A 24,989-nucleotide genomic window follows, 5' to 3' on the forward strand; every position below is an offset into this window, starting at 1 on the left:
CGAAGTTGATCTGGGGGGCTAAGCCTTTGTCATGGGGGAGTCATCGTGACGGCGACCACGCAACGAAACCGTCCTGATGCCCTGGCGGTGCTCGAACTTCTGGCCCGTCGAGAGCCTCCACGACGCTTCGAGGAACTGCTCCAGCGCGCCCGCCGGAACGGCACCTCCGTAAAGGACATGGAAAAGCTCGACCGGGCAGTCCGCCTGGGACTGGACATCCATGACCTCTTCGGCCGAGCACAGCAGCGGGAGGCCGGGCTTACCGCGCTGGTGGACAACGCCCGCCAGCTGACCCACTCACGCGACCAGGACGACCTGCTCAAGGAGGTGGTCCGGCGAGCCCAGCGGCTGTTGCACGTCGACATGGCGTACATCGGCCTCCACGACGCAGACGACGGCACGATGACCATCCGTGCCTCGGAAGGCGACACCACTGCCCTCAACGTCGGGCTCAGGGTGCGTCGCAGTACCGGTCTCGGCACCGCGGTCCTGGCCGAGCGCGCCCCGTTCTGGACCCCCGACTACCTGGTCGACGAGCGCATTGAGCATTCCGAAGAGATTGACGATGTGGTCGAGGCGGAGGGTATCCGCGCCATCATGGCGGTCCCGCTGCAGTGCTGCGGCAGCGTCATCGGCACGCTCTACGGGGCCGACCGCGAGGTGCGGCACTTCCGTCCGGACGAGATCAGCCTGATGTGCTCACTGGCTGACCTCGCGGCCGTCGCCATCGAACAGACCGCGGAGCTGGCGGAGGCACGGGCCGAGGTCCGGGAGCTGGAGCGGGACACTTCCCGGACCAGGACTGTGCTCACCACCGAGCAGCAGCTCGAAGCCGTCCATAGCCGGCTCATCGGCCTCGTCCTGGATGGCCGCGACCTGCACACCATCGCGGAGGAGGCGGCAGTGGCGATGCGGAGCACGGTAGCGGTGCGTGACCCCGGCGGCCGACTGCTGGCCGCCATCGGCGAACCGCCCCGCTGCGACGAGGCGGAACTCGCCAAGTGCCGGCTGGACGCGCACGCCGGTGGTGAGCCGGTCCCGCTGGGCGACGGCGCCTGGGTCGCCCCGGTCACCGCTGGCGGAGAGAACCTCGGCACCATGTTGCTGGTCCCCGAGGAGCCACCGGTTGGCCCGTCCGGTGTCCGGCTGATCTCCCTTGTGGCCCAAGCCGTCGCGCTCACCCTCCTATTGGAGCGCAGTACGGCGGTCGCCGCCGGCCAGGTGCGAGACGAGCTGCTCGACGAGCTGCTGGCCGGGCCGCGTCGACCCTGGCGGCAGGTCGAGGAGAGGGCCCGCCGGCTGAGCATCAACGTCGACGACTCACATGTCGTCGTGGTGGCCCGCCCGGAAGGGGGCTCCCAGGGCCGGGCGGTCGTCTGGGCCTCCTCGTACGCGCACCGCAAGCAGGGCCTCAAGAGCGTCCATGACGGCTGCATTACCTTGCTGCTACCGGGGGACGATGCGAACACCGCCGCCAGGGCCATCCACGACGAACTCTCACCTCTCCTCGGCCACCCCATCACGATCGGCGCGGCCGGCCCGACCTCCGGCTTCGACAACGTCCGCCAGATACACCGCGAAGCCCAGTACTGCCTCCAGGCCCTCACGGACCTCGGCAGCACCGGCTGCATCGCCACCCCCCAAGAGATGGGCTTTCTCGGCGTCCTCCTGTCCGACACCTTCGACATCGAGGACTACATCCGCTCCGTCATCGGCGCCGTACTCGACTACGACACCGAGCGCTTCACCGACCTCACACACACCCTGGATGCCTATTTCGCGGCGGGCGGCAGCCCCCGGCACGCGGCCCGGTCCCTGCACGTCCACCCCAACACAGTCTCTCGCCGGTTGGAGCGGATCACCGAACTCCTGGGCCCCGAGTGGCAAAAGCCTGACCGCGCCCTGGAGATCCAACTGGCTCTGCGGCTGAACCACACCCGCCGCATGCTCCGGGATCGCCGTTCGACCGTCCGTCAGGCGGACAACCCTGGCATCACGACCGGGTCTCCCAACTCCCTCTCATAGGCAGCCCTGCGGCTGGACCTGTCGGAGCTCCACAGCTCTCCCGACGCCGAGTGCAGCGCCACCTCCGCATGGGCCGCGGAAGCGAGCGTCATATGCCGATGCCATCCGGGGAAGGACCGCCCCTCGAAGTCCCGTAGTCCCACCCGGTCGCCCACCCGCTCCACATCGTGGCTCACCCTCTCGGCAAGCTTGGCCAGCCTCAACAGGGAGCCGGCCAGCCGTTCCGGGGAGCTGGGCCAAGCGTCCGGCAGATCGGCCAGCCAGATCCGCGCCGGCCCGCGCCGCAGGTCGTCGTGCCATTCACCCAGCAGCAGACTCCTCCGGGCGAGCCAGGTCGGCTGGGAGCCTGCCTCGGACCGGGCGAGTCGTACGGGGACCGCTGCGGCGAGCGTGGTCCGGCATACGTCGGGCGCGGCCGGATGCGTCCACACCACTGGGCGGGCCAGCCCCTTGGCCGACTCAAGGATCCGCCGGGCCGTGAGCACTCCCCGGCCGGGTCCGGGCAGCGCCGGATCGGCCGGCACCAGCCGCGTCCGGTCACCGATCCGCATGAGCAGCGGAACCCCGGGCTTCGCGAACGATCGAACAACTACACCGGGATCACTCACCTCGACGTCCAGAACCACCGGCTGAGCCGACAGCCCCCACGCTTGCACAGCCTCCAGGCCCGTGGCGATGGCGCACTCCCACGGCGTCGCCTCACCTACGCCGAGGGGAATCTCCGCCCGCGACCTCTGCGCCTGATCGTCGAGCCAACTCGGCGGCAGGAACAGGCGCCAGCCGACCGGCACGCTGAGTTCCTCGGAGGCGAACCATGCGCCGTACGCCAACTGGCCATTCATCATCTGTCCGAGGTCTATAACGAACTGCCGCTCCACACCCACGGATTGTGTCCCCGCCTTGGCAATGGGCAACGACTGCACCACCCATGCCCGCTGAGTCGCCACATGCCCCATGAAGCTTGCGAGCGCGGCCCGCATCGGCTGCCAGTCCCACGTGGAACGGGAAATGAAGTGGTGCAGGCTCTGCTCCGCCGCGGTCCCGCCCTGCAGCGTGGCGATATTCCGTATCGACTTACGCCCCTGGGCCGTCAGCAGTCCGCTCAGGTACTGATCCGCCTTCGTGCGCTGATCACTACGGCGCAGGACGGAGAACAGCGCTGCCCGCAGATCCGCACACCCGCTCCCCGCCACGCCGTTCCCTCCGGCACGGCCGGGCTCCACATGCTGCTCAAGAGAATCCCTCAGACTCAGCGCAACTGCTTGGTTCACAACACTCCGTCCGCGGTTCGGCCGTCTGACGACTGAGCCTTCAACGGTGGCCGTTGCCCACCGCGAAGACGAGGTGCACCGATCACACAACCGCGCCCCGAAAGGAGCGCGGCAGCACCGCGCAGCACGGAGTCGGAGGTGGCTCACCCCGCTCAGCGAGCCGTACCGCGAGGCCACCTCACCACTGACGTCGCCGAGATCACCAAGGCACCTCGGCTCGGAGAGGCGACCGCGGCGGAACACCGGCTAATGCCCGCAGCGCGCTCAGATCCGGCGTGAGTTCAAGAGCACCAAGTCCCGCGCCGACCGCTGGACCTTCGGGTTGCCGGACCACCGCCCCCACGATGAGTTCCGGAGCGGGCGTTGCATTGCTGAAGCTGGATGCTTCCGACCGCATCCGTCGCGGTATCCCAGACCATCAGGCGACCTGCCTTGCCCGCCGTGGCCATCGTGCCTTCTTCACGCAGTCCCAGCGGAGACATGACGAAGTCGGTGGGATTCCTTGCGTGCGGACATTGACCTTGAAAGGCTCCTCCGCAACGAGCCACCTCGGGGTCCTCACCCCGTGACTGGCGTCCTGTCGCTACACGAAATGAACCAACGTGAACGTCGTCGCTTCGTACCGTCCCATGACCGGAGAGCCCCCGGCCGCAGTCGGCATGGCATCCGTTCGTCCCGAGCCGCATCTGGGTTCGGGTGGCCGGTCCGGGGTGCAGTTCCGGAATGACGTCTTTGCCGAGATGGTGTAGGGGCGCGGCTTGTACGCGTAGGAGAGTCAGCCAAATCCTGTACACCCGCCGTGAGTTCTCAAACCGTTGAATTGCTGGTTGTTGGCGGAGAGCACGGAGAACGGGAGCGGGCCAGGCGAGTTCGCCTTCCCTGGCTTCTTCGGTGGTGCGACAGGTAGGGCGGCAAACAGCTTGATCGCTCGCGTCGTCGAGGGCAGCGCCCTGCTCGTGCTGACTGCTCACACTCGCTTCGTGGCCGAGGTGGCATAGCCGGTTTTACCGGCGCTGGCCGCACTTTTGGACGACCTCTCCGTCAGGCTCATTTCTGACGCGCTGCAGGAAGTTCGTGCCACGAATTGTGCACGAAAAGGCTTCCGTGTGACGTGCGTCTCCTCGTTCGAGGAGGCCGTCGTGCATCAGCGCCTTCCCGCTGGACATGTGGTGAATCCAGCGACGCCCGCCTCCGTATCCGTCTCATGAGAGGCATCCGTGGCTCAGGCCGCTGTCTGCCGCACCCGCAAAAGGAAATGAAATCCCTTGATCACTGCAAAAGACCTGACCAAGGTCTACCGCTTGCGCGGCCGCGAGGTAACCGCCCTCGACGGCGTGGATCTGCACGTCCGCGAGGGCGAGATATACGGCATCCTTGGGCAGAGCGGCGCGGGCAAGAGCACCCTGATCCGCTGTGTCAACATGCTGGAGCGGCCGACTTCGGGGACCATCACGGTGGCGGGCGAGGAGCTGACCGCGCTGGCCGGCCCCTCGGGCCGGGCCAACTCGGCGCTTCGCAGGGCCCGTAGCCGCATCGGTATGGTCTTTCAGCATTTCAATCTGCTGTCGTCGCGGACCGTCCAGGAAAATGTCGAGTTGCCGTTGGAGATGCTCGGCCTTCCTTCAAGAGAGCGTGCCAGGAAGGCAGTTGAGCTGCTGAATCTGGTCGGTCTGGCGGACAAGGCGAAGAGCTATCCGACACAGTTGTCGGGTGGGCAGAAGCAGCGGGTCGGGATTGCCCGCGCACTGGCCGGCGACCCGAAAGTGCTGCTTTCGGACGAGGCGACCTCAGCTCTCGACCCGGAGACCACCCGATCGATTCTCCAGCTGCTACGTGACCTCAACCAACAGCTCGGGCTCACCATTTTGCTGATCACGCACGAGATGGACGTCGTCAAGACGATCTGTGATTCGGCCGCGGTAATGAAAGGGGGCCGGGTCATCGAATCCGGCACCATTCCTGAACTTCTTGCGGCGCCGGGATCAGAGTTGGCGAAGGAGTTGTACCCGGTGGCAGGAGAGGTTGCCTCCACGGACCGGACCGTTCTCGATGTGACGTTCCACCAGGGATTGGACAACCAGTCCGTGGTCTCTCAGCTCTCCCGCATGCACGACGTCGAAGTGGAGATCCTCGGGGCGTCGTTGGAGAGCGCTGGCGGACGTCAGCGGGGGCGGATGCGAATCGCGTTGCCCAAGCAACCGGCGGACAACGCAGCGTCGATCGGCTTCCTACGCGAGCGGGGGCTGCGGGTGGAGGGGATGCGGGTGATGGCCGCCGATGCCGTGGTCACGCGCGACAACAAGGACGTACCGGCCATGGAGGGCGCGAAGTGAACTGGAGCCATATGCAGCCTCTGCTGTTCCGCGGGCTTGTGGAAACCCTCTATATGGTCTTCTGGTCGTCGCTGATCGCCGTCCTGGCCGGCCTGCCGCTCGGCGTCCTGCTGGTGCTGACCGAGCGAGGCGGACTGCTGCAGAACGCGGCCGTGAACAAGGCGCTCGGTGCGGTCGTGAACGCCGCTCGTGCCCTGCCATTCATTGTTCTGATGGTGGCGCTGATCCCGTTCACGAAGTGGGTGACCGGCGCCACGATCGGCGCGGACGCGGCGATCGTGCCCCTCGCGATCGGCGCCATTCCATTCTTCGCCCGGCTGGTGGAGACATCGGTACGTGAGATCGACAACGGTCTGGTGGAAGCGGTGCAAGCCATGGGCGGCAGCACCTGGACCGTGATCCGCAAGGTACTGCCGGAGTCGTTCCCCTCCCTGGTGGCCGGGATCACCACCACAGTCGTCACGCTCATCGGCTACTCGGCGATGGCTGGTGTGCTCGGGGCAGGCGGCATCGGCGACCTGGCGGTCCGGTACGGCTTCTACCGCTACGAGACCGACGTCATGGTGATCACCATCGTCATGCTGATCGTGCTGGTCACGGTCGTCCAGCTGGTCGGCGATCTCATTGCCCGCAGCCTCCAGCGACGGGGCCGCGCCGCCACGTCGACCGTGCGGCTGCGGCTGCTGAAGACACGTCGCAGTGCTGCGGCCGGCACCAAGGGGACGAATCATGCGCTGTGAGTCTGCCCGTACGAGCCGCTCCAAGGGCCTTCCCGCGGGACTCGCCAAAGGTCGCGCCAAGAGCCTTTCCCTGGTCGCCGCCGCTGTGCTGGTACCCGGTCTGGCCTCCTGCGGGCTGTCGATCGGGGACAAGGATGCGCTGGTGGTCGCCGCCAGCCCGGTGCCACACGCGGAGATCATCAATTACGTCAAAGAACACCTGGCGGCCCGCGTAGGGCTGAAGCTGGAAGTGCGGGAGTTCACCGACTTCACGACGCCCAATCTGGCGACCGATGAAGGTTCGGTCGATGTCAATTACTTCCAGAACAAGCCCTACCTGGACGACTTCAACAAGGAGAGGGGCACCCATGTGGTGCCGGTCGTCAACGTCCAGCTTGAGCCCTTCGGCCTCTATTCGAAGAAGATCAAATCGGTGGACGAGCTGGCCAAGGGAAACACCATCGGCCTCCCCAACGACACGGTCAACGAGGCCCGGGCCCTGCAACTTCTCGAATCCAAGGGAATTATCAAGCTTAGGGACGGCGCCGGCACTTCCGCCACCCCGAACGATATCGTCAAGAACCCGAAGAATCTCCGCTTCAAGGAGTTGGAGGCAGCAGGAGTATCGCGGGCGATGGACGACGTCGAGGGCGTCATGCTCAACGGGAACTACGCCTTCCAGGCCGGACTCAAGCCATCCAAGGACGCACTTGTGCTGGAGTCCCCCAAGAACAACCCGTACACCAACTTCATCGCCGTCAAAGCTGGCCACGAAAACGATCCACGCGTACGAAAGCTGGCCAAGCTTCTGAACTCCGATGAAGTCAAGAGGTTCATCGAGCGCAAGTACCAAGGCTCCGTCCTCCCGGCTTTTGGGAAGCCGTAGAAAGCCCTTACGCGCCCCCATTTCTCCCTTCCGTCTTCCCCTGTTCCAGCGACGCCACTTCGTCGCGCCCGAAAATTTCAAGAAAGGAAACTCCGTGACCGTCACGGCAGATATCCAGGAAAAGAACATCGCCTCCTACGGCACCCCCGTCTACTCCCTCTTCCAGGCGATCGAGGTCGGCACCCTGGAGCGCAAGAACCTCGAACTTCTCGCGGCGGGGACGCTGGGCGCCATGCGGGTCCGGGACTTCTTCACGCCGGAGCAGTGCGCTGAGATCATGCGGTCGCTCGAAGACTGCGAAATGGGCAGCTACGACGAGCAGCTCGTGCAGCCGCGGGTCCCCAAGCTGGGCCCGGCCACGTACGACTACTACACCCGCTACGCGGACAAGCAGCTCCCGGACGCGTACTGGGAGCACACCGAGCAGTCGAACAAGTCCCGCGCCACCCTGCTGTTCGGCGGCGATCCGCTGGACGCCGCCACCGAGAAGATCGGCAAGGCGTGGGGCGGTCCGATCGCCAACGCCACCTCCGAGGGGCGCGCGATGTTCGCCGGCATGATCCGCGAGTCCATCAAGGGCGTGCGGATGCACTTCGACGAGATCGTCCGTGAGATCCCGGGCGCGGTCGACGAGCCCCCGGTCTGCCAGCTGGCCTTCAACGTCCACCTCGCCATGCCCGAGTCGGGCGGCGACACGACGATCTACCGCCGGCGCTGGAAGCCCACCGACGAACTGCCGGAGAACCGGGACAGCTACGGCTACGCCGAACACATCGCCGCCGACGAACCGTCCCTCACGGTGCGGGCTGCCGTGGGTGACGCGATGTTCTTCGACCCGCGGAACTACCACATCGTGCGGCCGAACACGGCTGAGGGACGCCGGGTCACCCTGTCGTTCTTCGTCGGCATCACCGGCAGCGGCAAGTTGATTGTCTGGTCCTGACCCACGCTGGCGCGCCGGAGCTGTCGCCGCACCCTTCTCCCGGTGCCGCGGCAGCTCCCGGCCCGTGAACCGCCCGCCGACGCAATCGGCATATCCGACGCAATCGACGCATTCGAGAAGGCACACGCGTGCAGAATTCGCTGCTCAGTTTCCTGGGAGTCGCCGCGCTCCTGGTCATGGCTCCCGGTGTTGACTTCGCCCTAGTACTGAAGAACTCCCTGGTTGCGCGCCGGCAGGGGGTAGCGACTGCCCTCGGGGTCGTCAATGGGATGCTGCTGCACACCCTGCTCGCCGTCGTCGGCCTCACCGCGATCCTGACGTACGACCTGGCCGTGCTGCTGTTGTACGCGGTGAGCGGTGGCTTCCTGGTCTACCTCGGGATACGCGGCCTCGTGAGTGTCATCCGTACCTTCCGCCAATCCCGAGAGTCCGTGGCCCAAGAGGGAGTTACGTCCGAGGAGCCCAACACCCTCGGCACGGGACGACGGACAGCAGCCGCCTTTCGGAGCGGATTCCTCGTCAACGCGCTGAATCCCAAGGCGCCTGTGCTGTTCCTCAGCATCATGCCGCAATTCATTCCGTCCGGAGCGTCCCACGTTTCCTACACGTTGCTGCTCGGCATTGTTGTCATCGCCTGTGGTCTGCTCTGGTTCCCGATGGTCGCGGTGACCGCGCACCGGCTGGGCCCGCTGCTCACCCGCCCGAAGGTCCGGGTGGCGGTAGAAGGCGCCACCGCCCTGGTCATTCTCTCCTTGGGGATTCTCCAGTGGGCCGCGCTCTTCTCCTGAACCCGCTTCCCACAGCGAACTCGCTTTTCTACGCGGCCCATACCTCTGCCCGTCGACACCTCGGGGAGTCGCAGCATCATGACCACGCACGGTGAGACCTTCCATCGTCCCGGGACGCCGCCACTGTCCCGGTCCCGGCAGCACGCCGCTGGTCCCGCGGTAGCCAATTGCCACGACCGGGCCGCGAGGATGGCGGAGACCCGTAACCAGGTCCTCGTCCTTGCCGGTGCCCGCATCCGCCCCGGCGACACGGTGGCCACTCTCGGGGCCGACGACCGGCAGCTCGCCTCGGAGGCGGCCCGCCGAGCCGGACCGACGGGGCGGGTGGTCACCATGGACTTGCCTGCCCACCTCCTCGCGACACTGCCGGTGGCGGCCCTGCGCGCGGTCAGCGAGACCGTTGCGGTGCCGTTGGAGGACGGCGCCGCGGACGTGGTGGTCTCACGGTCCCCAGCCACCTACCTGACTGATCTCCAGGGCGTGTTGAGGGAAGCGGCGCGGGTACTGCGGCCCGGCGGCAGGCTGTCCGCCTGCCAGCCGGTCCACGCCCGCCGCCGCTACCACGTCCGACTGCACGGGCTGGCCCCTGGTGAGATGGCCGCACTGGGGGCACGGGCCAGGGCGGGCGCGGCGGAAGTCTTCGCAGCCGAACGGCTGTCGGCCGCGGCCGCGTCGGCCGGTCTGCTGACCGAGAGTTCAGCGGTCGAGGACACCGTCCGGCAACTGCACGGCGTGGCCGAGGTCGAGGCGCACCTACGGCTTCGGGATGGCGGGGCGCTGACGCTTCTGGAACATGCAGCCGCAGCCCTTGGCACCCGAGGGGCGCGGCGTTACCGCGACGCCTGGCTCGATGCGGCCCGTGAGCACGGCACGATCTCGTACACCACACCCGTGATGTACGAGACTTTCCGCAAGCCCGGCCCCGGACAGGACGGATGACAAGCAGGCGCTGATGTGCTGCCGCACGAGCCGTCGGCCCATCGGCCTACCGGTGCACGAGATCGCCGGGATCGGTATTCGCGCCGCACAGCACCACACACACCGTTTCTCCGGGCGCGGGGACGTAGGCACCGGACAGCAGCGCTGCGAAAGCAGTGGCACCGGCCGGTTCCACGGCGATCCGGTACTCGTCCCAGAGTCGCTGCCGTGCCGCGAGGATCGCGTCGTCGGGGACGAGGACTGAAAGGGTCGCGGGGCGCTGGGCCCAGTACAGGGCGGCCCGCGAAACGGTACGAGCGCCCAGAGCGTCAGCGGCGATGGAGCGTACGGGCACCGGGACCGGGGCTCCGGCCAGGAGCGCCGCGTTCAGCGCCCGGGAGTGCTCCGGTTCGACGGCTACGGTCCGTATGCCGTAGTGGTCGGCGACCGCGGCGGTGCCGGCGAACAGCCCGCCACCGCCGGCCGCCACGATGACGGTGTCGAGGCCAGGCAGGGTGGTGCGGACTTCATCGAGGAGGGTGCCCGCCCCCGCCGCGATCAGGGGGTGATCGTAGGCATGCGACTCCAGCGCACCAGTCGTCGCCGCGTAGCTGCGGGACGCCTCGAAAGCCGCGGTGTACTCCGTCCCGACCTGGTGCACCTGGGCGCCGAGTGCCCGAAGTCCGGCCACCTTCACCGCGGGTGAGGTCTCGGGCAGGAAAACGGCGGCCGGGATGCGGTGGCGGGCCGCGGCCCAGGCACAGGCCATCCCCGCGTTGCCGCCTGAGGCGATGACGACGCCGGCCTCCGGCATCGTGCCCGACTCCATGTGCGCGGTTGTGAAGTTCGCCGCGCCCCGGGCTTTGAAGGTGCCCGTGTGCTGCATGAACTCACAGGCGAACCACACCCGCCCACCGGAAGCGTCCGGATCGGCGGGGGCGAGCGACACCGGACGGACCTGCCCGGCGATACGCGTAGCCGCGGACTTCACGTCGCCGTAGGTGAGCTGGGGCATAGCAGCGAGCCTCCAAGATCTGGGGAGCCCGGTGTGCGGTGCGCACCGGTGCCGCCGCGGGCTCCTCGACGGCACCGGTGAAGCCCGGCGCTGAAGGGCAGGGTCAGCCGGCTAGTTGGGCAAGGACCTCGGCCTGCGGGAGCTGAGCCAGGAAACGGCCAGGAAGGATGATCTTGCCTCGGCGCCGGCCGCTGCCGATGAGCACGTACGGACTGGCCGAGACTGCCTCGTCGACCAGGACGGGCCAGTGCGCCGGCAGACCGAGCGGGGAGATACCGCCGTACTCCATCCCGGTTTCCGTGACAGCGGTGTCCATAGGCGCGAAGCTGGCCTTACGGGCACCGAGGTGCTTGCGGACCGTCTTGTTGACGTCGACCCGGGTGGTCGCCAGCGCGACACATGCGGCAAAGCTCACCTCCTGGCCACGCTTGGCAGTGACGATCACACAGTTCGCGGAGGCATCCAGCGGTACGTCATAGGTCTCACAGAAGACGGACGTATCGGCATTCTCCGGATCGGTGTCGACGACCAATGCCGACTCCACTGGCTCGGCTCCCTGCCACTCCCGCAGGGTCGCGGCTGTGGAAGCTGCCAGTAGCTCCGGACGCTCAACCGCCCGCCAGGCTGCTTCGAAACGGCCGAACGGCGTGGTCAGAGAGTTGATCATTTTCTCATGGTATCTGCTCCCCGCGAGGGACTTCCGTCTCAATCTCGATTGGCTCGCCGATGCCGCTTCCCGTCCCCAGCTGATTCCGTCTGGGAACCGCCACACTCCCTGCTTCAGATGGCACGTCGTCGGGTGGCCTGCAAACCGCTGCAGATGCCCTGTTGGAAACGCTCAGCGCCAACGCTCGCCGCCGGCACGAACACCGTGAACGCACAGCCGGTCGCTTACAGCCGTGCTTTCACCGGAGCTGTTTCCCCGATGATCTGGTCGAACTGACCGCGTACTACCTGGCGAAGGCCCACAAGGTACGTCGGCATCCCGATGAGGTGCCCTTCCTCCAGCACAGCCATCGCCCGACGTATCACGAGACCGAATGATGCTGAAGCCAAAGGCATTGCGGACGCGCGCTCACCAGGCGCCTTCTAAGCGCTGCTCCGTTCCTCAACTCAGCCGACGTGCGCCGATCCGACCTATGACCGGGCACTGAGGCTATGCGCGCGATCAACCGTCAGTGCGGGTACCCCGGTCCAAGTCAGCCAGCTGGTCTCGCAGCCGTGTGGCTTCGGCTTCCGCCTGCCGGATCCTGCGCTCCAGGACAGCGCGGGGCGGTGGTATCTGTGACTGCCGCTTCGGCTCTGCCGTCCGCGGGATCAGCCAGCCGACGCGCTGGTACGCCACAATCCACCGTACGTAGGGGCAGGTGTAGCAGAGGCACTCGGGCTCTGGACTCGGCCAGCCCTGTGAGAGCATCCGCCGCATGTGCTCACGATGGTCCTGACCGGTCGGATTCGACGCCCAGTACTCCTCGAACTCCTTGGTCATCTCCTCAACGCGCTCGGCGCGGCACAGGCGAGGTCCGTCCTCAGGCTTCCAAGACAACTCGGGGGCGATGACGTCGGTGACGTGGCCACAGGCCAGAGTCACCTTCCAGAACGCACGGGTATGCGGCTCGCCATGTCGGATCAGAGCCCACGTACGAGGATCCACCCCTCCGCGAGGCTCCACGGGGTCCGCGGGGAAAGTACGTTCCCTGCGCTCGCCCCACTCCACGATGTTCTGGTACCGGGCGGGCGGAGCGTCACCGTGGACGCAGAGCACCTGCCCCCTCTGCAGCCACTCGCACTCAGGGCCGCGCCACTGCCGTTCACTCGGCAGACACTCCTTGCCGCGGGTTATCACCTCGTTGATGCAGCCGCAATCCAGCTGGACACGCCATCGGTAACACTGTTCCGCCTCCGGCACGATGAGCATCGCCACGACCGGGGGGAGTCGCTCACGTAACTCGACATTCGCCTTCTCGAACTCGCGCAAGGCTTCCATGCGCGGCCTTGCCCTTCCGGGCAATGACCGCAGTACCGGGGTAGGAGCCGAGCGAGAGATCGCGTCGGGGCTGCCGTCGGCCCCAGTTGGATGGCTGGTCATGTCACAAGTTCCCCCAGCCTCAGTGAGACTCCGGCCCATGCGGACTCCACCCCGTCAGGTACGGCTTCAGATCTTCGGGCTTTGGCTCATGCGGAGTTGGCATCGCTGGAAGCCGGACCAGCGGATCAATCGATTCAACGTGGCTCCGGGCCCAGGTCAGCCACTCCCGTGCCGAGACGGCTTCCGGCTTCTCCGACCCCTCCGCCTCGACGATGCGTCGTTCCAACGCCTCGCAGTACTCGCGCAAGGCAGCCACTTCCCTCCACTGCGCGGCCTGTTCGCTGAGCGCACGAGCCAGTTGGTCCTGAACTGCCCGCTGTTTCGCCGCCGCCATGGCCTCTTGCCAGCGGGCCTTGCGCTCTTCTTTCGCACGCTCCTCGTCCACCTTCCGCTGTGCGTCCTCGACCGCGCGGGACTCGACTTCCTGGAGTACCGCGCCCAGAACGTCCTCGAGCGTCCAGCGCTTGCGGTCAGCCCATTGCCTGCGGCGAGCGGAGCGGCTGTAGCCAAGTTCGAGCATCAGCTTCTCGCTGCGCTCCGGATCTGCAGCCTGTGGACTCTCCTGCTTGATCGTGACGGTGTACGTGAAGCCGTCGACGACCAGGTCCAGTTCACCCTCACGGCGAGAATAACTCGGAGGCATGTAACGGCCGTTGTAGGAGTATCCGCGGCTGCGGTAGCGATCAGGGACAGGGCGCTCCTCCACCCTGTGCCCCTGCCGTACGGCTTCAGCAGCAAGTCCCTGGAACACCCGGAGGGCACGGCGGCGTAGTTCTGCCGGCATCACGAGCCGACCCCCGTCATCACGCAGTGCGGCCACGACCGGGTGCGGTGAGCGCAAATGAACGGGCACCGGAACCTGGGGCGCGCCTTCGGGCGTCTGCCGGCCGGAGTTGGGATGTGGGCCGTCAAGAAGAGAGATCTGCAGGTCCCGGGTGCGGTTGAACATGCGGAACTTCTCGATGCGCTTACCGGAGGGGACGAGTCCGTGTCGCTTCGCGAAGTCGATGATGCGCCGCCACTCCACCACCTGGGCCTCGTCGGGAGCGTGGATGATGACCTGCCGCTCTGCGACAAGCTGCTCGATGAGCTGAGTCGCCTTCGCCCGCCGCGCTACAGGGATGGGCCTCTCGCCGTACGCCGCCACGCCCTTCGCAGTCTTCTTGGCGCCCTTACCCGTGCCGCGTGTGGGCGCTGCAGCCCCCTGCTCGTTCTGACGCTCCACCCCCGTGGGACGACTCTGTGACTCAGACGCCGGCATCGTGGTCTGCCTGCCCTCAGCCGTGTGCCCTGGGTGGTCCGGGTGGTGACCGTGCTTGAGGTAGAACTTCCCGGACTCGGTCACCTCAGCCGACAGAACTCCACAGCTACGGCGTACCACCAGCAATCCACGGTCGCGCAGCGCGTAGGCAGACCGCCTGTCGCTCGGATCCTGCCCGCTTAGCTCCTCGCCCGCGTCCAGGCGGCCGAGAAGCGCTTGTTGCCGATCATTCAAGGGGGACCAGCGATGCATGGCATCAGCTCACACGCCCCTGCCCAGACAGGCAATCACTCGTTCGGGTTGGCCACCCCCAACGGCAAGCCATCACGCTGCGGTTTGCCCATCCGCGTCCAGGGGCCGTTTTCAGCACGGCCCGGGTGACCTCCGTCAGCTGGCGGGCGAACTCGTCCACCAGCTTGTCCTCAACCGGCTCGACAGCAGCAACTTCTTGTCATCCATGCCCGTTCCGTCCCGACTGACAAAGCCCAGGTCCAGGCCCCAGCCAACTTGTCACATCACGGACTTGCGCGATTGTTCAGACAGGTATGCCGAGGTCGAAGCGTCCTTCACAGCTCCAAGCCCGAGTCACCCGGGGATGCACACTTGCGTGCGCCCCGTAGTCCGCGCATAGCTTCCGATGCCGATGTGTACAGATCACACAGACAGTGAGGCAAGTAGATTGAAACCGAAAACCAAGACAACGAAGGGCGTGTTACGGGATCTCGCGCAGCTGTCGAGCGTGGCCGTTCAGTCGAATGCGGCGTTGGCTGGCAGTGTCGAGACAGCAGTGGCGAGAGATGACAAGAGGCGCGCGGAGAAGGGGACCTCGGTCCGTCGGAAGAACGGCCTGGATGCCTTGCCGCGAGCAGAACTCGGGCACTCGATAGAGCTGGCTCCATGGCACGTACTGCATGATCTCGCCCAGGCTCTCTCCCTCTCGCGGCAAGGTGCTGGTCGCGGCCTTGCTGAACATTGGGGAGGCCTCAAGTACAGCCAGGCACTCGATCCCGTGTCCGACAGCTACATGCAGTTGTCCACCGAAGCGAAAGGCATAGCTCGGGACTACAAGCGCCTGCAGTCGCGAGAACTGGGCCAGGGTTTCTCAGTTGCCCTGGCAAGGGAGATCCTTGGGCGGCGCTATCCGGACCGTTTCGTTTCGCTCGTTAGCGCGGACATTGTCATGCGCGCTGGGTGGTCCAAGGCATCGGCCAGGTACCCGTACCGACCTGACTTCTTCGCAGAGGTCTGGAAACCTGGTGAACCGTCGCGTGTCTTCCCGATCGCGAGCGCAGGGCACCATGGCAGTCCCAAGTTCTCCCACACCCAACTCGCGGCGCGTTCAGCTCACGTCGAGGCCATGCACATCGGCGCATGGAACGAAACGCCGTGCCTTGTGTTCAGCACCGAGTTACCGTCTAAAGGGCCGCTCACAGTGCACGCTCTGCATGCGCGTGGAGAGGGCGGGTGGCTATACGACTCGCCTGAACATCCACTGCGGAGTCTGAACAGCACCGCCGAGAACAGGAACATCGTGCCAGGGATCCAGATCCCCGCCCCTAGTGACGGCGCTCCCTCGTCCGAACCCGGCTTTCATGTCCAGGGCAACGACTTTGCATGGTTCCAGCATGTCGTAGCCCGGACGGTGACCGCCGGAGTAGCTGCCTTCGCGGGCGATGGCGCCACCGTCGCTCGCTACCTCACCTCCGATCAGGGAAGCCGGCGCTATGACACCGGTATTGCCCATGCAGCAGCAGGGAGTGTCCAAGACTCGGAGTACAAGTTGTTCGGCATCCCTTTTGTCGGCACAGACCACGTATTCCGACTGAACAACAAGCGTGTAGAGGCATTTTCCGGAGTCGCAGCCGATCTCTTCTCGCTCCTCTCCGCAGGGGAAGTCGAGGAATACCGAGACGAGATTTATGGCAGACGCGGAACCTGGCCAGAACAAACGTGGGATCCGAAGTGGGGAGGGCCCGTTTCGGTGCGAGAGGACGGAACCGTCCTGGCAATGCGTCTACTGCGGCTGAGGAAGAGCCCGCCAACCGAGGAAACCTCGGCGTAGCCTGCTCACAAACTGGGAAGAGATGGGGGGAGCCCTGGCGAAGTCCCAGTGCTCCTCCATCTCGTTCTGGCTCAGCGGTCTGCCAGTGGATTCAGGCGCCCGACACGGTTCCCTGTCCCGGGCGGTGACGTGCGACAGGAGCAGGCGTCGGTCGTTGCGCAGGGCTGTTGGAGTTTCGGCTTCGCCCACCATTCGCACGTGCCTGCGGATGGGGCGTAGCAGGGGGTGCTGCCGCCGTTGCCGCGAGATCGTTCAGCGTGGCGTTCACCACCGGCCAGCACATGTCGAGCGTGTCGCGGTTCGGGCTGTGTCCGGTCCGTTTCTCCGCCAGGGGATGGACGAGATTCCTGTAGTGCCGGACAAGCTCCGAGGCCAGTTTGGCATCGTGCTCGATCCATTTGTTCTCGTACGCGAAGTCCACGAAGTCATTCAGCCCCATGTTCCGCAACGGCTTCGGCATGCGTACGCCTGCGGCACGGATCTGCGCGGCATGCGCGAGCACCCCCTCCAGGAGGCTGCCCAGCATGATGACAGCGGACGTGTAGGCGCCGTGCTCGTAGCAGGCGCGTGCCTCGTCCAGCCGCAGTTGCACGGTGGCGGCGAGTTCCGGGTCGCTCACCACTTCCGTCACGGAGACCTTCAGCTCGACACGCGGCAGCTGCCGCGCTTCGTCCTCGAAGCCGGCTTCGCAGCGGACGAGGGCCGGCTGGCCTCCGTCCTCGCCGATCCGGCGTCCGTCGAGCACGAGTATCTCGTTGAGCCGCTTCAGCGCGGCGTGGTACTCCTTCTTCTGGTTGTAGTACTCAAGACGGTTCGCCAGGCGCAAGATTGCGCGCTCGGCGTCGTCCGTGCCGTCCTCCTGCCGTTCCTTGAGGAGTTCCCGGGCCCACTTGTGCCTCGGCGTACCGTCGTACTCCGGAACGTCGTCCCAGCCCGCCCGCTGGAAGAACGCGGCTATCTCGTACCCCTTGCGGTAGAGCAGCGGCGGCTCGTCCCCGCAGATCAGGTGGGCAATCTCCGTCAACGTGCTGTCGTCGAAGACTTCGCTCATGTCAGGCTCCTTCGGGAGAGACGGACGCATCCTCATCGAGCATGGCGTCGAGTTCGTCGGTGGTGTCATCGGCGTCGTCGATGTCGACCGGGGTCCAGGTGCTCCCCGCGTCACCCGGTGGTTCCTCGGTGACTCCGGGGCGGATTCCCAGAGCGTCGAGGCGCTTCCACAACGGGGCCAGCGAATCCTCCGGGGACAGGGCGAACTCGCTGCTGCGCACACGCCAGAACTGCCAGCGTGCCCTGCGCAGTTCGCGCTCCCGCTCGTAGTCTTCACGAATCTGGTCAGGGTTGGAGTGATACGGGCTGCCGTCGCACTCCACGGCGAGGCGGCCCGCCTCCCCGATGACGACGAGGTCGATGCGTTTGCCGCTGATCTTCCACTGCGGGACGACGTGGTAGCCGCGTTCCTTGATCCTTCGGAAAACCCGCTGCTCGAAGAGGGACTCGAACGGCTTGCACGGCTCGTCGGGCGAGACGGCGGAGAGGCTGGGAGAGGTGCCCTGGAGTTCCGGCGGCGCCTGCATATAGGTGAGCAAAGAGTGGCGCAGGTCCCTACTGCGCAGCTGGTCCGGTGTGACGGAGGTGAACAGCCACATCTGGTCACGCGCCCGGCTGGCGGCCACGTTGAACCGCCTTCCGTCCCCCTGGCCGGTCAGGGCCCGGGTGTGGCCGGCGTCGATGACCAGCGAGAGCAGGATGACGTCCCGTTCGTCTCCCTGGAACTGTTCGGCCGTGCCGACACGTATGTTGTGCCGCTCACGGATCGCGGGGTCGATCCGCGTGTCGATGAGATTTTCCAAAAGCCTCGCCTGGTGTCCAGAACGGAGCACGATGACGCCGAAACTCCGTTTCGCGTACGCGTCGTCCTCCGCGAGTTCCTGCAACGTGGCGACGATGCGTTCTGCCTCGGGCCTGTTGACCAGGGTGTCTCCCCGTCCCTCGCAGTGGCCCTCATGGACATGGACGACTTCGAGGGGCCGCAGCCGATCCGCTCCGTACTGCCGCAACGGCACGAGTTCGTTGTCGGGGTAGAACTGAGTGGAGGACCAATTGATGATCTCCGGCATGCACCGGAAGTGCTCGGTAAGCCGGATCGTCTCGGTAAAACGGGCGGACAACAGGGCATAGAGGTTGGACTTGGGGCTGAGCCCGTCCCGCTGCCAGTCGATGAGATGAGGCAGGAGTGAGTCGAGGAGTTCGTCGAACCGCTCATGCTTGCCACCCGTGTAGAACGGGACGCACTGCTTGTCGTCACCCACGACGATGATCCTCGGAGCGAGCCATAGCAGCATCAGCCCGTCCAGACCGACCTGGCTCGCCTCGTCCACGATGACGACGTCGAAGGCGTCCGGCTCGGGATCAATCATTTCGGCGACCTGCTTGATCGGCATGACCCAGGCCGGTACCGCGGCACGCGCCTCACGCATCGCGGAACGGGCGTTCTTCAGATGCCGCTTGCCGAGTTTCGTCATTCCCTTGCCTGCGTTCGCCATGGCCGACGCATAGGCGCTCAGTGCCTGTTTCTGCCCGACCGTCATCCGATCCAGGCAGTGGTACAGCGCTCTGTTGGCCGCCAGTTGGGTCACCGTGTTACTCAACTGCGTGTCGATCGCTTCCAGTTCAGCTTCCAGCCGAGCTTCCTTACCAGGTGTCAGCATCGTGTCCTGGAAAGCGCGTGCTCGCCGCCATGCCCAGGCTCCGTCCAGGTTCACAAGGCGGGCCTCCCAGGCTGCCTCGGTCGGGGACTCGGCGAAACTCCGGGCCAGTTCGGGGTGGTCCTCGGACATTCGGTCCAGGAGTTTGCGGGCCTCCCGGCGATCGGCCTCACGGTGGTACGCCTCGGTCAGTGAGTCGATCGCGAACGTGTACGCCCGCGGATCACGGGCGGTAACAGCCCGGTGCACCTGTGCCAGTTCGGCCACTCCGCGAGCATCGGGCCGTGGCAACTGCTCGGCGATGTACCGCAGCCGTTCCTCCGCCTCACGGGCACGGAGCAGTCGTTCCGCACCGTTCGCCGACGTACGGACATCATCCCACTGCTGTTCCGTCCGCACCGTGGCCTTGATCCGGGCCTTGAGCAGGACGTCGTGCAGCGTACGTACGGAGTGGGTAAATCCGTCCACCGCGCGCAGCGTCGGCACTCGGTCCAGCAGCTCCGACAGAGCCACCTGCGTGGGGCCCCCTGCCGCGGGTGCGCCAACGCTCTGCCAGCGCTCGTTCAGCTGCCGGACGCACTGGCGTGCCGCCAGATGGGCCACCACCGCGGAGATCTCGTCCGGCGTGCTGGGCAGTCGCCCGTCCACCCTGCAGTTCCGTAGAAGGACTTGGGCTTCCTTCTGGACCGGCCTCTGAGCCAGCTTGCGCAGCTTGCCGCCGCCGCGGAGGTACTGTTCGAGGTCCTTCCCGGCGGCGATGAGACGCGATTCCTCGGCAAACGCCACGTCAGGTACGTCGAGCACGGCGAAGGGCATGTGCTGAAACGCGCTCTGCACGTCCTCGGCGCGGGCGGACGACTGACGTACTCCCTCCCACAACTGCTGCCGCCGGCCTGCCATTCCGTCTCGCAGGGCCTGCGTGGTCCACTCCTCGGGCGGCCAGGCGGAGGGGTCGCCCGGCAGTCCCTCGCTCTGCAGCGCGTGTTCCGCCGCGTCCAGCAGCCCGACCAGCTCCATGATCAGCTCACTGCCCTGGTCGGCGAGTTCAAGGGCGAGCGAGTTGGACGCGGCTCCGGCGCAGGCGCGTACAGCGGCGTCCAGGGCATTGACCGCCTCCTCGAACAGCACGGGTGCGACGAAGTCCGCGGGGTCCGGGCAGCGGGCGGCATGCTCGCCCAGCACGCCGGCCCCGTGCCGGGACACCAGCCCCAGCAGGCGCTGGGCCTCGTCCTGGCTCAGCGACGGTTCTCGCGGTGCCGAGGCTGGCAGAGGGGGCATCCAGTCGTGCTCTGGTGCACCAGCGGCGATGGTCTCCACGATCTCCGCGAGCCGCCCCTTGTATCCGGGTGCCACGTCGAGGTGTTCGTACCACTCCGCCTCACGTATGGCGCGCAGTTCGTCACGGAGCCGCGCGCGGGTGTCCGACAGCTCCGAGCGCAGCGCCTCATGAGCCTTGATCCTTACGCCGAGACGCTCCGTCGACTGAGTGGCACTGAGCTGGGAGAGCGCGCGCACAGACTGTTCCAGGTCGTCGCTGCCGTCCTGGCGCCGGTCGCCCTGGAGGACGCACAGGCTGCGTAGCTCTGGGGGTAGCTGCTGCCGCAGGACCTTCAGCGCCTGGCCCTTCTCACTCGTCACGAGCACCCGCTTCCCGTCTGCCAGCAAGGCGCACACGAGGTTGGCGATGGTGTGCGTCTTTCCGGTGCCGGGTGGTCCCTGAACGACGACGCCGGTATCGGTCTGCAGGCGCCTCAGCACCTCCCGCTGGGCTTCGTTCGACAGCAGCGGGAACAGTGGGTCGGGGCCGAGGGCGGGCGGCACCTCACGGCCCCCTGCCGTACCCCACGCCCTGCGGTCCTCCGCTTCCAGCCGGTACAGCAGCTGGGCCAGGCCCAGGGGAGCGATGGCATCGGGCTGGGCGAGGCGGTTCGCGATGCCGTCGTAGAAGTTCACGAGGGCGCCCTGGCCCCGCTGACGGAGAATGATCGCCGGCGCGAACCCGAGCGTGGGCACCGGCAGTGTCGGGTCGGCGGACGGGCGGCCCCAGCCACGGTGGAATGCCACCGCGCGATCGGTGCCGAACGCTCTCTCCGACCAGTCACCGAGCAGGTCCTGGGAGTCACGGGACAGCGGATGGAATCCTTCTGCGTCGACCCGGTCCCGCAGCGGGCTCAGCAAGCGGGTGCTGTAGCCCTGGTCCGCGTCGAGGAACCCGCTGTCCTCCATCCGTGCGGGGTCGCCGGGTGCGAGGGCGACGGTGATGGACATATTCGTGGAATTCACGCTGAGTAGCAGTGGCGCCGTCAAAATATGCCGGGAGATACGCGCCGACGGGCGTACGGCTCCGATGGTCAGCAATCCGGCGCCCAGTACCGCCTCGTATTCCTCTCCGTCCTGCTGAAGCCTGGTCGCCATTCGGTACAGCTGCTGATAGAGATCGCGGTATGGCCGGTCAGCGCGCTCTTTTGCCGACCACTTGCGCCACGCGTCGAGCCATCGCGCGTAGGTACGCAGCACGTCGTGCGCTTCTTCCCGGGGGATCTCGGAGACCTCGAACAGATCGCCTTTCTCGTCCTCCTCCCAGCCCTGACCGGGTCCCGACTCTGCCAGCGGTGGTGCTTCGGGCGTCGCGGTGACGGCGGCTTCGGGATCGACCCACCCCGTCAGCACCTCGGGCAGGACAGGAGCTGAGCGGGGCGGACGGTGCGCCACCTTGAGCAGCGTCCGGTCGTCGTCCGGGTGCCGCCGGAGCCTGTCGTCCGGCAGACCAGAGAGCCAGAGGACCTCCGGATACTTCTGCCAGTCCCGCACCGGCTTGTACGAACCTCGGACGATTTCGCGCATGTATTCGATAAGTTGGCGCGTGTGGTGCACCGCCTCAGGATTATTCGCACGTAGTGCAGAGCGAACTGACACCTATCCCCCAGATCATGGCTCGACGGAAAGCCTTCCAGGATGTGGGAGAGGAACGGTGTCTTCAACGGAGACTGGTGAGTAATGACGCAAACAAGCCACATTTCGCGAAGGTTGGCTTTAACCCAGCCAACCGTCAGGAGCGAACCCAGGTGTGGCGATCACGAGCCGCCGTGTACACCAACTCGACCTTGTCCGGTCGCCAGTCAGCCTTGAGGTGTTTGAACACCGTGATGTCGCGCTCTTGGAGGACGCGCACGTCCCTGAGCGACGGCACGACCTTCAGCTCTGCCACCGCTACGAAGGCGAGCGCAGGCTGAACCTCGATGGGAAAGCCACACGCACGCGTCAGCGCAGCTGAGGCTCGCTGCGCCTCGGCTCGGCTCTTCCGCACGTAGGGGTACGACTGGCCGCCTATGCGAACAGAGTCGTCGCCCACCCAAACGCGCGCGCCTCGGTGGCACTTCGTGTTGATGCAAAAGGCTCCGCCCGGACCGATCAAGACGTGGTCGATGTCAACATCACCCGCCAGGGGTATGGAATGCAGTACTCGCCAGCCTCGCCTTACCAGCCTCTCCAGCTCTGCTCCCACCCGGCGCTCGCCGGCCAGTCCTGCGCGCCAACTGTCCGCTTCCAGACGTCGACCGGACAGTCTGGCCAGCGCCCACCGCCAGAAGCCGGGTGTCAGCTCGTCCACCTTCTTTTGCAGCGCGTCTCCCGGGCGGTTCCCGGCAAGGTCGTTCTCAGGGCGCAGTGCCTTGTGGGCTACGGGTGAAGAAGAAGCAGTGAGATAGGGCGCAAGGAGATCAAGTACCGCGTCCCGCTGTTCCTCAACCAGAAGCGTCAGGTGCCCCGTGCTGCGGTCGAGCCATGCGACCTTCTTGCCGTCCGACTCATTCACGTAGAGACGGTCATGTCCGTAACGCTTCCATACGGAGACCTGTAAGCCGCTCACGCGCCCCCCCGTTTCGCATCCCATCCAAGGTCAATGACCATGTGACCAGGATCAGAAACAGCGAGCAAGACGGCCTCATCTCTGCGCCAAGCCGGCTGGTGGCCGAGACTAGGCGCTTCCCAGCTTTGACCGGTGAGAGCTACTGAGAGGAGTTTTCCCAGGCAAACGCCATATTTCGCCAAGAGGCCCCAGGCCATCCCCCGTCCCTCCCGCATTCGCTGCATGAGTGGCAGTGCCACAACTTCAACCAGGCCGCACGTGCGCATCTCCTTCATGCGTGCACGATGCGTGAGCGGACGGTCTGGCACGAGGCGTCGTGAGCGGGACCGACTACGCAGTCGCGTGGCGCTGAACAGGGGAAACGGCACTACGCGGCAGCGTCGAGCACCCCCCGGCAAGGATTCGACCCCACTTGTAAAGCGAAGGTCGTCGGTTCGAATCCGACAGGGGGCTCTGGGTTTGACCAGGGAAGAAGCCCCGGGCCGGTCGTGGCCTGGGGCTTCTGGCATCCGTGGCTGACATCAATGGGAGCGGTCAGTCCGGGGAGCGTGGGACCCGCCGCTTCAGCAACCTGTCCATGTGGCTGATCGCCTCCCGCTGGGTGTCCTGGGCCACGTGCGTGTACACGTCCATGGTGATGCTGATCTGGCTGTGGCCGAGGATCTCCATCAGGACGCGAGGAGGCACGCCGGCCGCGGCGAGCAGGGTGGCGCAGCCGTGCCGAGCGTCATGCAGACGGATCGGGCGCAGGTTGGCAGCAGTCGTGGGCCGGGAGAAGGAGCGGTTCAGGTTCCGCGGCTCGACCGGGCGGCCGGATCGGCGAGGCCCCCGTGCTACGCGCCTCCTGCGAGGCCGACAGCGCCGTCCAAGCCGTCCGATGGATCCGGGTCGCACTCCGCACGATCACCTCAGCCCTCGAATCCGAGGCAGCCGAATGCGCCCGGAGCTGGCTTGCCGGCGGCTACGTGAGCGCCATTGAGACCCTTGCGTACACCACGCCCTGCGCCATCACCATCAGCCACCGAGACACCCGCATCGAGTGGACCGCCCGACCCGTGCTCTTCCTGGGCCTGGCCCACCGCGAGGCAGCCGAACTCCCTGCCTGCGCCGAGAAGTTCACGCCACGGCCGAAAGCCTCCACGCCTTATGGAGTAACAACTTTCTCTACGGATTCAAGTCGCTCGCTGCGCTCGCGGTGACCAGCCTTCCGAGAACTGCAAGCAGTCTGAACCCAGGGTTCAGGGTGCCGCGCACAGCGCGGCGGCGCCGGCCGTCGTCCGGCGCGCGCCTTGCCTCCTGTCTTCGCCCCGGCCGGCCCGCGCCGGACGCCGCCCGCGCCCACAAGGGGGCGAAGACCAGGCCGGGCCGACGACGCCGACGACAGATGGAGACGAAGCCTCCGGCGGCGGCGCTCCGACTCAGGGATGGCGATCTTGTCAGCGAGTGCCGGCCGTGAGTGGCTGAGGCGAAGGGCTGCCATGGGTGCCTGTCGACAGCCGGGGTCGGACAGGGTGGGGCTGACATCAACAAGGACGCACGGCAATGACGGCGAGAATGCGCAGGTCGGGCAGCGCGAGGCCATCGGTTTGGCGACCAGGACAGCCCATCAAGTCCGGGTAAAATAAGGGCAAATCGGGTGTTTTATGACACGGTCGGCGCGCTAGCCTGATGAAGGTAGACGATCTCAACCCTCGGGGAGGGCATCATGGCCGTCTTCGCCATATTGAGATTCGGCAGGCACAGCAGGGTCTGCCACAGGTACTACAGCAACCACCGCTGGTATACCCGTTGCTACGGGTAACTGACCGAACACCTTGCCAGGGGCCGGCGCCAGACGCTGGTCCCTGCGGCTGCGGCAACGACCGCGAGCAGGAACCTCCGTGCCACAAGCGAGCCGGATCGGGCAGGGAATCACGGGGAACGGCGTCCGGGTGCGGTACGGCCATCAACGAGGCGCGGCCCCCACTTGCGGCCAAGCGAGGCGAGACCGACCACGATTGTCCGTGCGACCTGGCCAAATGCCCTACGGGACCGCGCTCTCCGGAGCCGTTTGCACTACAGCAGCGAAGTACCTGGCTGGGGCCATCGACCCTTTGAGCCGAT

The 24,989-nt window shown here is 66.3% G+C and carries 16 protein-coding genes and 1 pseudogene; 8 read left to right on the forward strand and 9 right to left on the reverse strand.

Annotated elements, in window-relative coordinates:
* The first annotated feature begins 45 nt into the window (after positions 1–45).
* Positions 46–2,025, forward strand: coding sequence for a helix-turn-helix domain-containing protein (locus tag ACO1BR_RS22105; RefSeq protein ID WP_426796813.1), 1,980 nt, complete (start codon positions 46–48; stop codon positions 2,023–2,025).
* On the opposite strand, the gene ACO1BR_RS22110 is transcribed toward ACO1BR_RS22105, so the two are convergent.
* Complete coding sequence (locus ACO1BR_RS22110) at positions 1,974–3,218, reverse strand: IS701 family transposase (RefSeq protein ID WP_426796814.1); 1,245 nt, start codon at positions 3,216–3,218, stop codon at positions 1,974–1,976. The genes ACO1BR_RS22105 and ACO1BR_RS22110 overlap by 52 nt on opposite strands.
* A gap of 1,343 nt (positions 3,219–4,561) precedes the next feature.
* Between ACO1BR_RS22110 and ACO1BR_RS22115 the strand changes: the two genes are divergently transcribed.
* The 6 genes from ACO1BR_RS22115 to ACO1BR_RS22140 all read left to right on the forward strand — a co-directional run bounded on the left by ACO1BR_RS22115 (position 4,562) and on the right by ACO1BR_RS22140 (position 9,904).
* Positions 4,562–5,629, forward strand: coding sequence for a methionine ABC transporter ATP-binding protein (locus tag ACO1BR_RS22115; RefSeq protein ID WP_426796815.1), 1,068 nt, complete (start codon positions 4,562–4,564; stop codon positions 5,627–5,629).
* Positions 5,626–6,369 (forward strand): methionine ABC transporter permease, encoded by a 744-nt coding sequence (locus ACO1BR_RS22120; RefSeq protein WP_426796816.1) that lies wholly within the window; start codon positions 5,626–5,628, stop codon positions 6,367–6,369. The genes ACO1BR_RS22115 and ACO1BR_RS22120 overlap by 4 nt, the downstream gene beginning before the upstream one ends.
* Complete coding sequence (locus ACO1BR_RS22125) at positions 6,359–7,234, forward strand: MetQ/NlpA family ABC transporter substrate-binding protein (protein ID WP_426796817.1); 876 nt, start codon at positions 6,359–6,361, stop codon at positions 7,232–7,234. Before ACO1BR_RS22120 ends, ACO1BR_RS22125 begins: the two co-directional genes overlap by 11 nt.
* Before the next feature lie 94 nt (positions 7,235–7,328).
* Positions 7,329–8,177, forward strand: coding sequence for a hypothetical protein (locus ACO1BR_RS22130; protein WP_426796818.1), 849 nt, complete (start codon positions 7,329–7,331; stop codon positions 8,175–8,177).
* A 128-nt stretch (positions 8,178–8,305) separates the two neighbouring features.
* A complete protein-coding gene (locus ACO1BR_RS22135) occupies positions 8,306–8,965 on the forward strand; it encodes a LysE family translocator (RefSeq protein WP_426796819.1) in 660 nt (219 codons plus the stop codon).
* Between the two features lie 78 nt (positions 8,966–9,043).
* Positions 9,044–9,904: a methyltransferase domain-containing protein gene (locus ACO1BR_RS22140; protein ID WP_426796820.1), complete on the forward strand. Its 861-nt coding sequence runs from the start codon at positions 9,044–9,046 to the stop codon at positions 9,902–9,904.
* Positions 9,905–9,950: 46 nt separating this feature from the next.
* Here the strand turns inward: ACO1BR_RS22140 and ACO1BR_RS22145 are convergent, their stop codons facing one another.
* The 4 genes from ACO1BR_RS22145 to ACO1BR_RS22160 form a co-directional block, all read right to left on the reverse strand.
* Positions 9,951–10,898: a serine/threonine dehydratase gene (locus ACO1BR_RS22145; protein WP_426796821.1), complete on the reverse strand. Its 948-nt coding sequence runs from the start codon at positions 10,896–10,898 to the stop codon at positions 9,951–9,953.
* A gap of 103 nt (positions 10,899–11,001) precedes the next feature.
* Positions 11,002–11,565: a YbaK/EbsC family protein gene (locus tag ACO1BR_RS22150; RefSeq protein WP_426796822.1), complete on the reverse strand. Its 564-nt coding sequence runs from the start codon at positions 11,563–11,565 to the stop codon at positions 11,002–11,004.
* A 501-nt stretch (positions 11,566–12,066) separates the two neighbouring features.
* The gene (locus tag ACO1BR_RS22155; protein ID WP_426796823.1) at positions 12,067–12,876 is read right to left on the reverse strand and encodes a hypothetical protein; all 810 of its coding nucleotides are present in this window, start codon (positions 12,874–12,876) and stop codon (positions 12,067–12,069) included.
* 130 nt (positions 12,877–13,006) lie between these two features.
* Positions 13,007–14,500: a hypothetical protein gene (locus tag ACO1BR_RS22160; protein ID WP_426796824.1), complete on the reverse strand. Its 1,494-nt coding sequence runs from the start codon at positions 14,498–14,500 to the stop codon at positions 13,007–13,009.
* A gap of 427 nt (positions 14,501–14,927) precedes the next feature.
* Between ACO1BR_RS22160 and ACO1BR_RS22165 the strand changes: the two genes are divergently transcribed.
* Positions 14,928–16,310, forward strand: coding sequence for a hypothetical protein (locus tag ACO1BR_RS22165; protein WP_426796825.1), 1,383 nt, complete (start codon positions 14,928–14,930; stop codon positions 16,308–16,310).
* Positions 16,311–16,401: 91 nt separating this feature from the next.
* Here the strand turns inward: ACO1BR_RS22165 and ACO1BR_RS22170 are convergent, their stop codons facing one another.
* From ACO1BR_RS22170 to ACO1BR_RS22185, 4 genes and pseudogenes are all read right to left on the reverse strand, one after another.
* Positions 16,402–17,361 (reverse strand): hypothetical protein, encoded by a 960-nt coding sequence (locus ACO1BR_RS22170; RefSeq protein WP_426796826.1) that lies wholly within the window; start codon positions 17,359–17,361, stop codon positions 16,402–16,404.
* A gap of 1 nt (position 17,362) precedes the next feature.
* Positions 17,363–21,862 (reverse strand): AAA domain-containing protein, encoded by a 4,500-nt coding sequence (locus ACO1BR_RS22175; protein ID WP_426796827.1) that lies wholly within the window; start codon positions 21,860–21,862, stop codon positions 17,363–17,365.
* 205 nt (positions 21,863–22,067) lie between these two features.
* Positions 22,068–22,832 carry a nuclease-related domain-containing protein gene (locus ACO1BR_RS22180; RefSeq protein WP_426796828.1) on the reverse strand — a complete coding sequence of 255 codons (765 nt, stop codon included), beginning with the start codon at positions 22,830–22,832 and terminating at the stop codon, positions 22,068–22,070.
* 588 nt (positions 22,833–23,420) lie between these two features.
* Positions 23,421–23,705 (reverse strand): annotated as a pseudogene (locus tag ACO1BR_RS22185) (tyrosine-type recombinase/integrase); the annotation flags it as partial.
* Between the last annotated feature and the right edge of the window lie 1,284 nt (positions 23,706–24,989).

Origin of the sequence: Streptomyces sp. YGL11-2, from assembly GCF_050054615.1 — a bacterium.
Classification (GTDB): domain Bacteria; phylum Actinomycetota; class Actinomycetes; order Streptomycetales; family Streptomycetaceae; genus Streptomyces.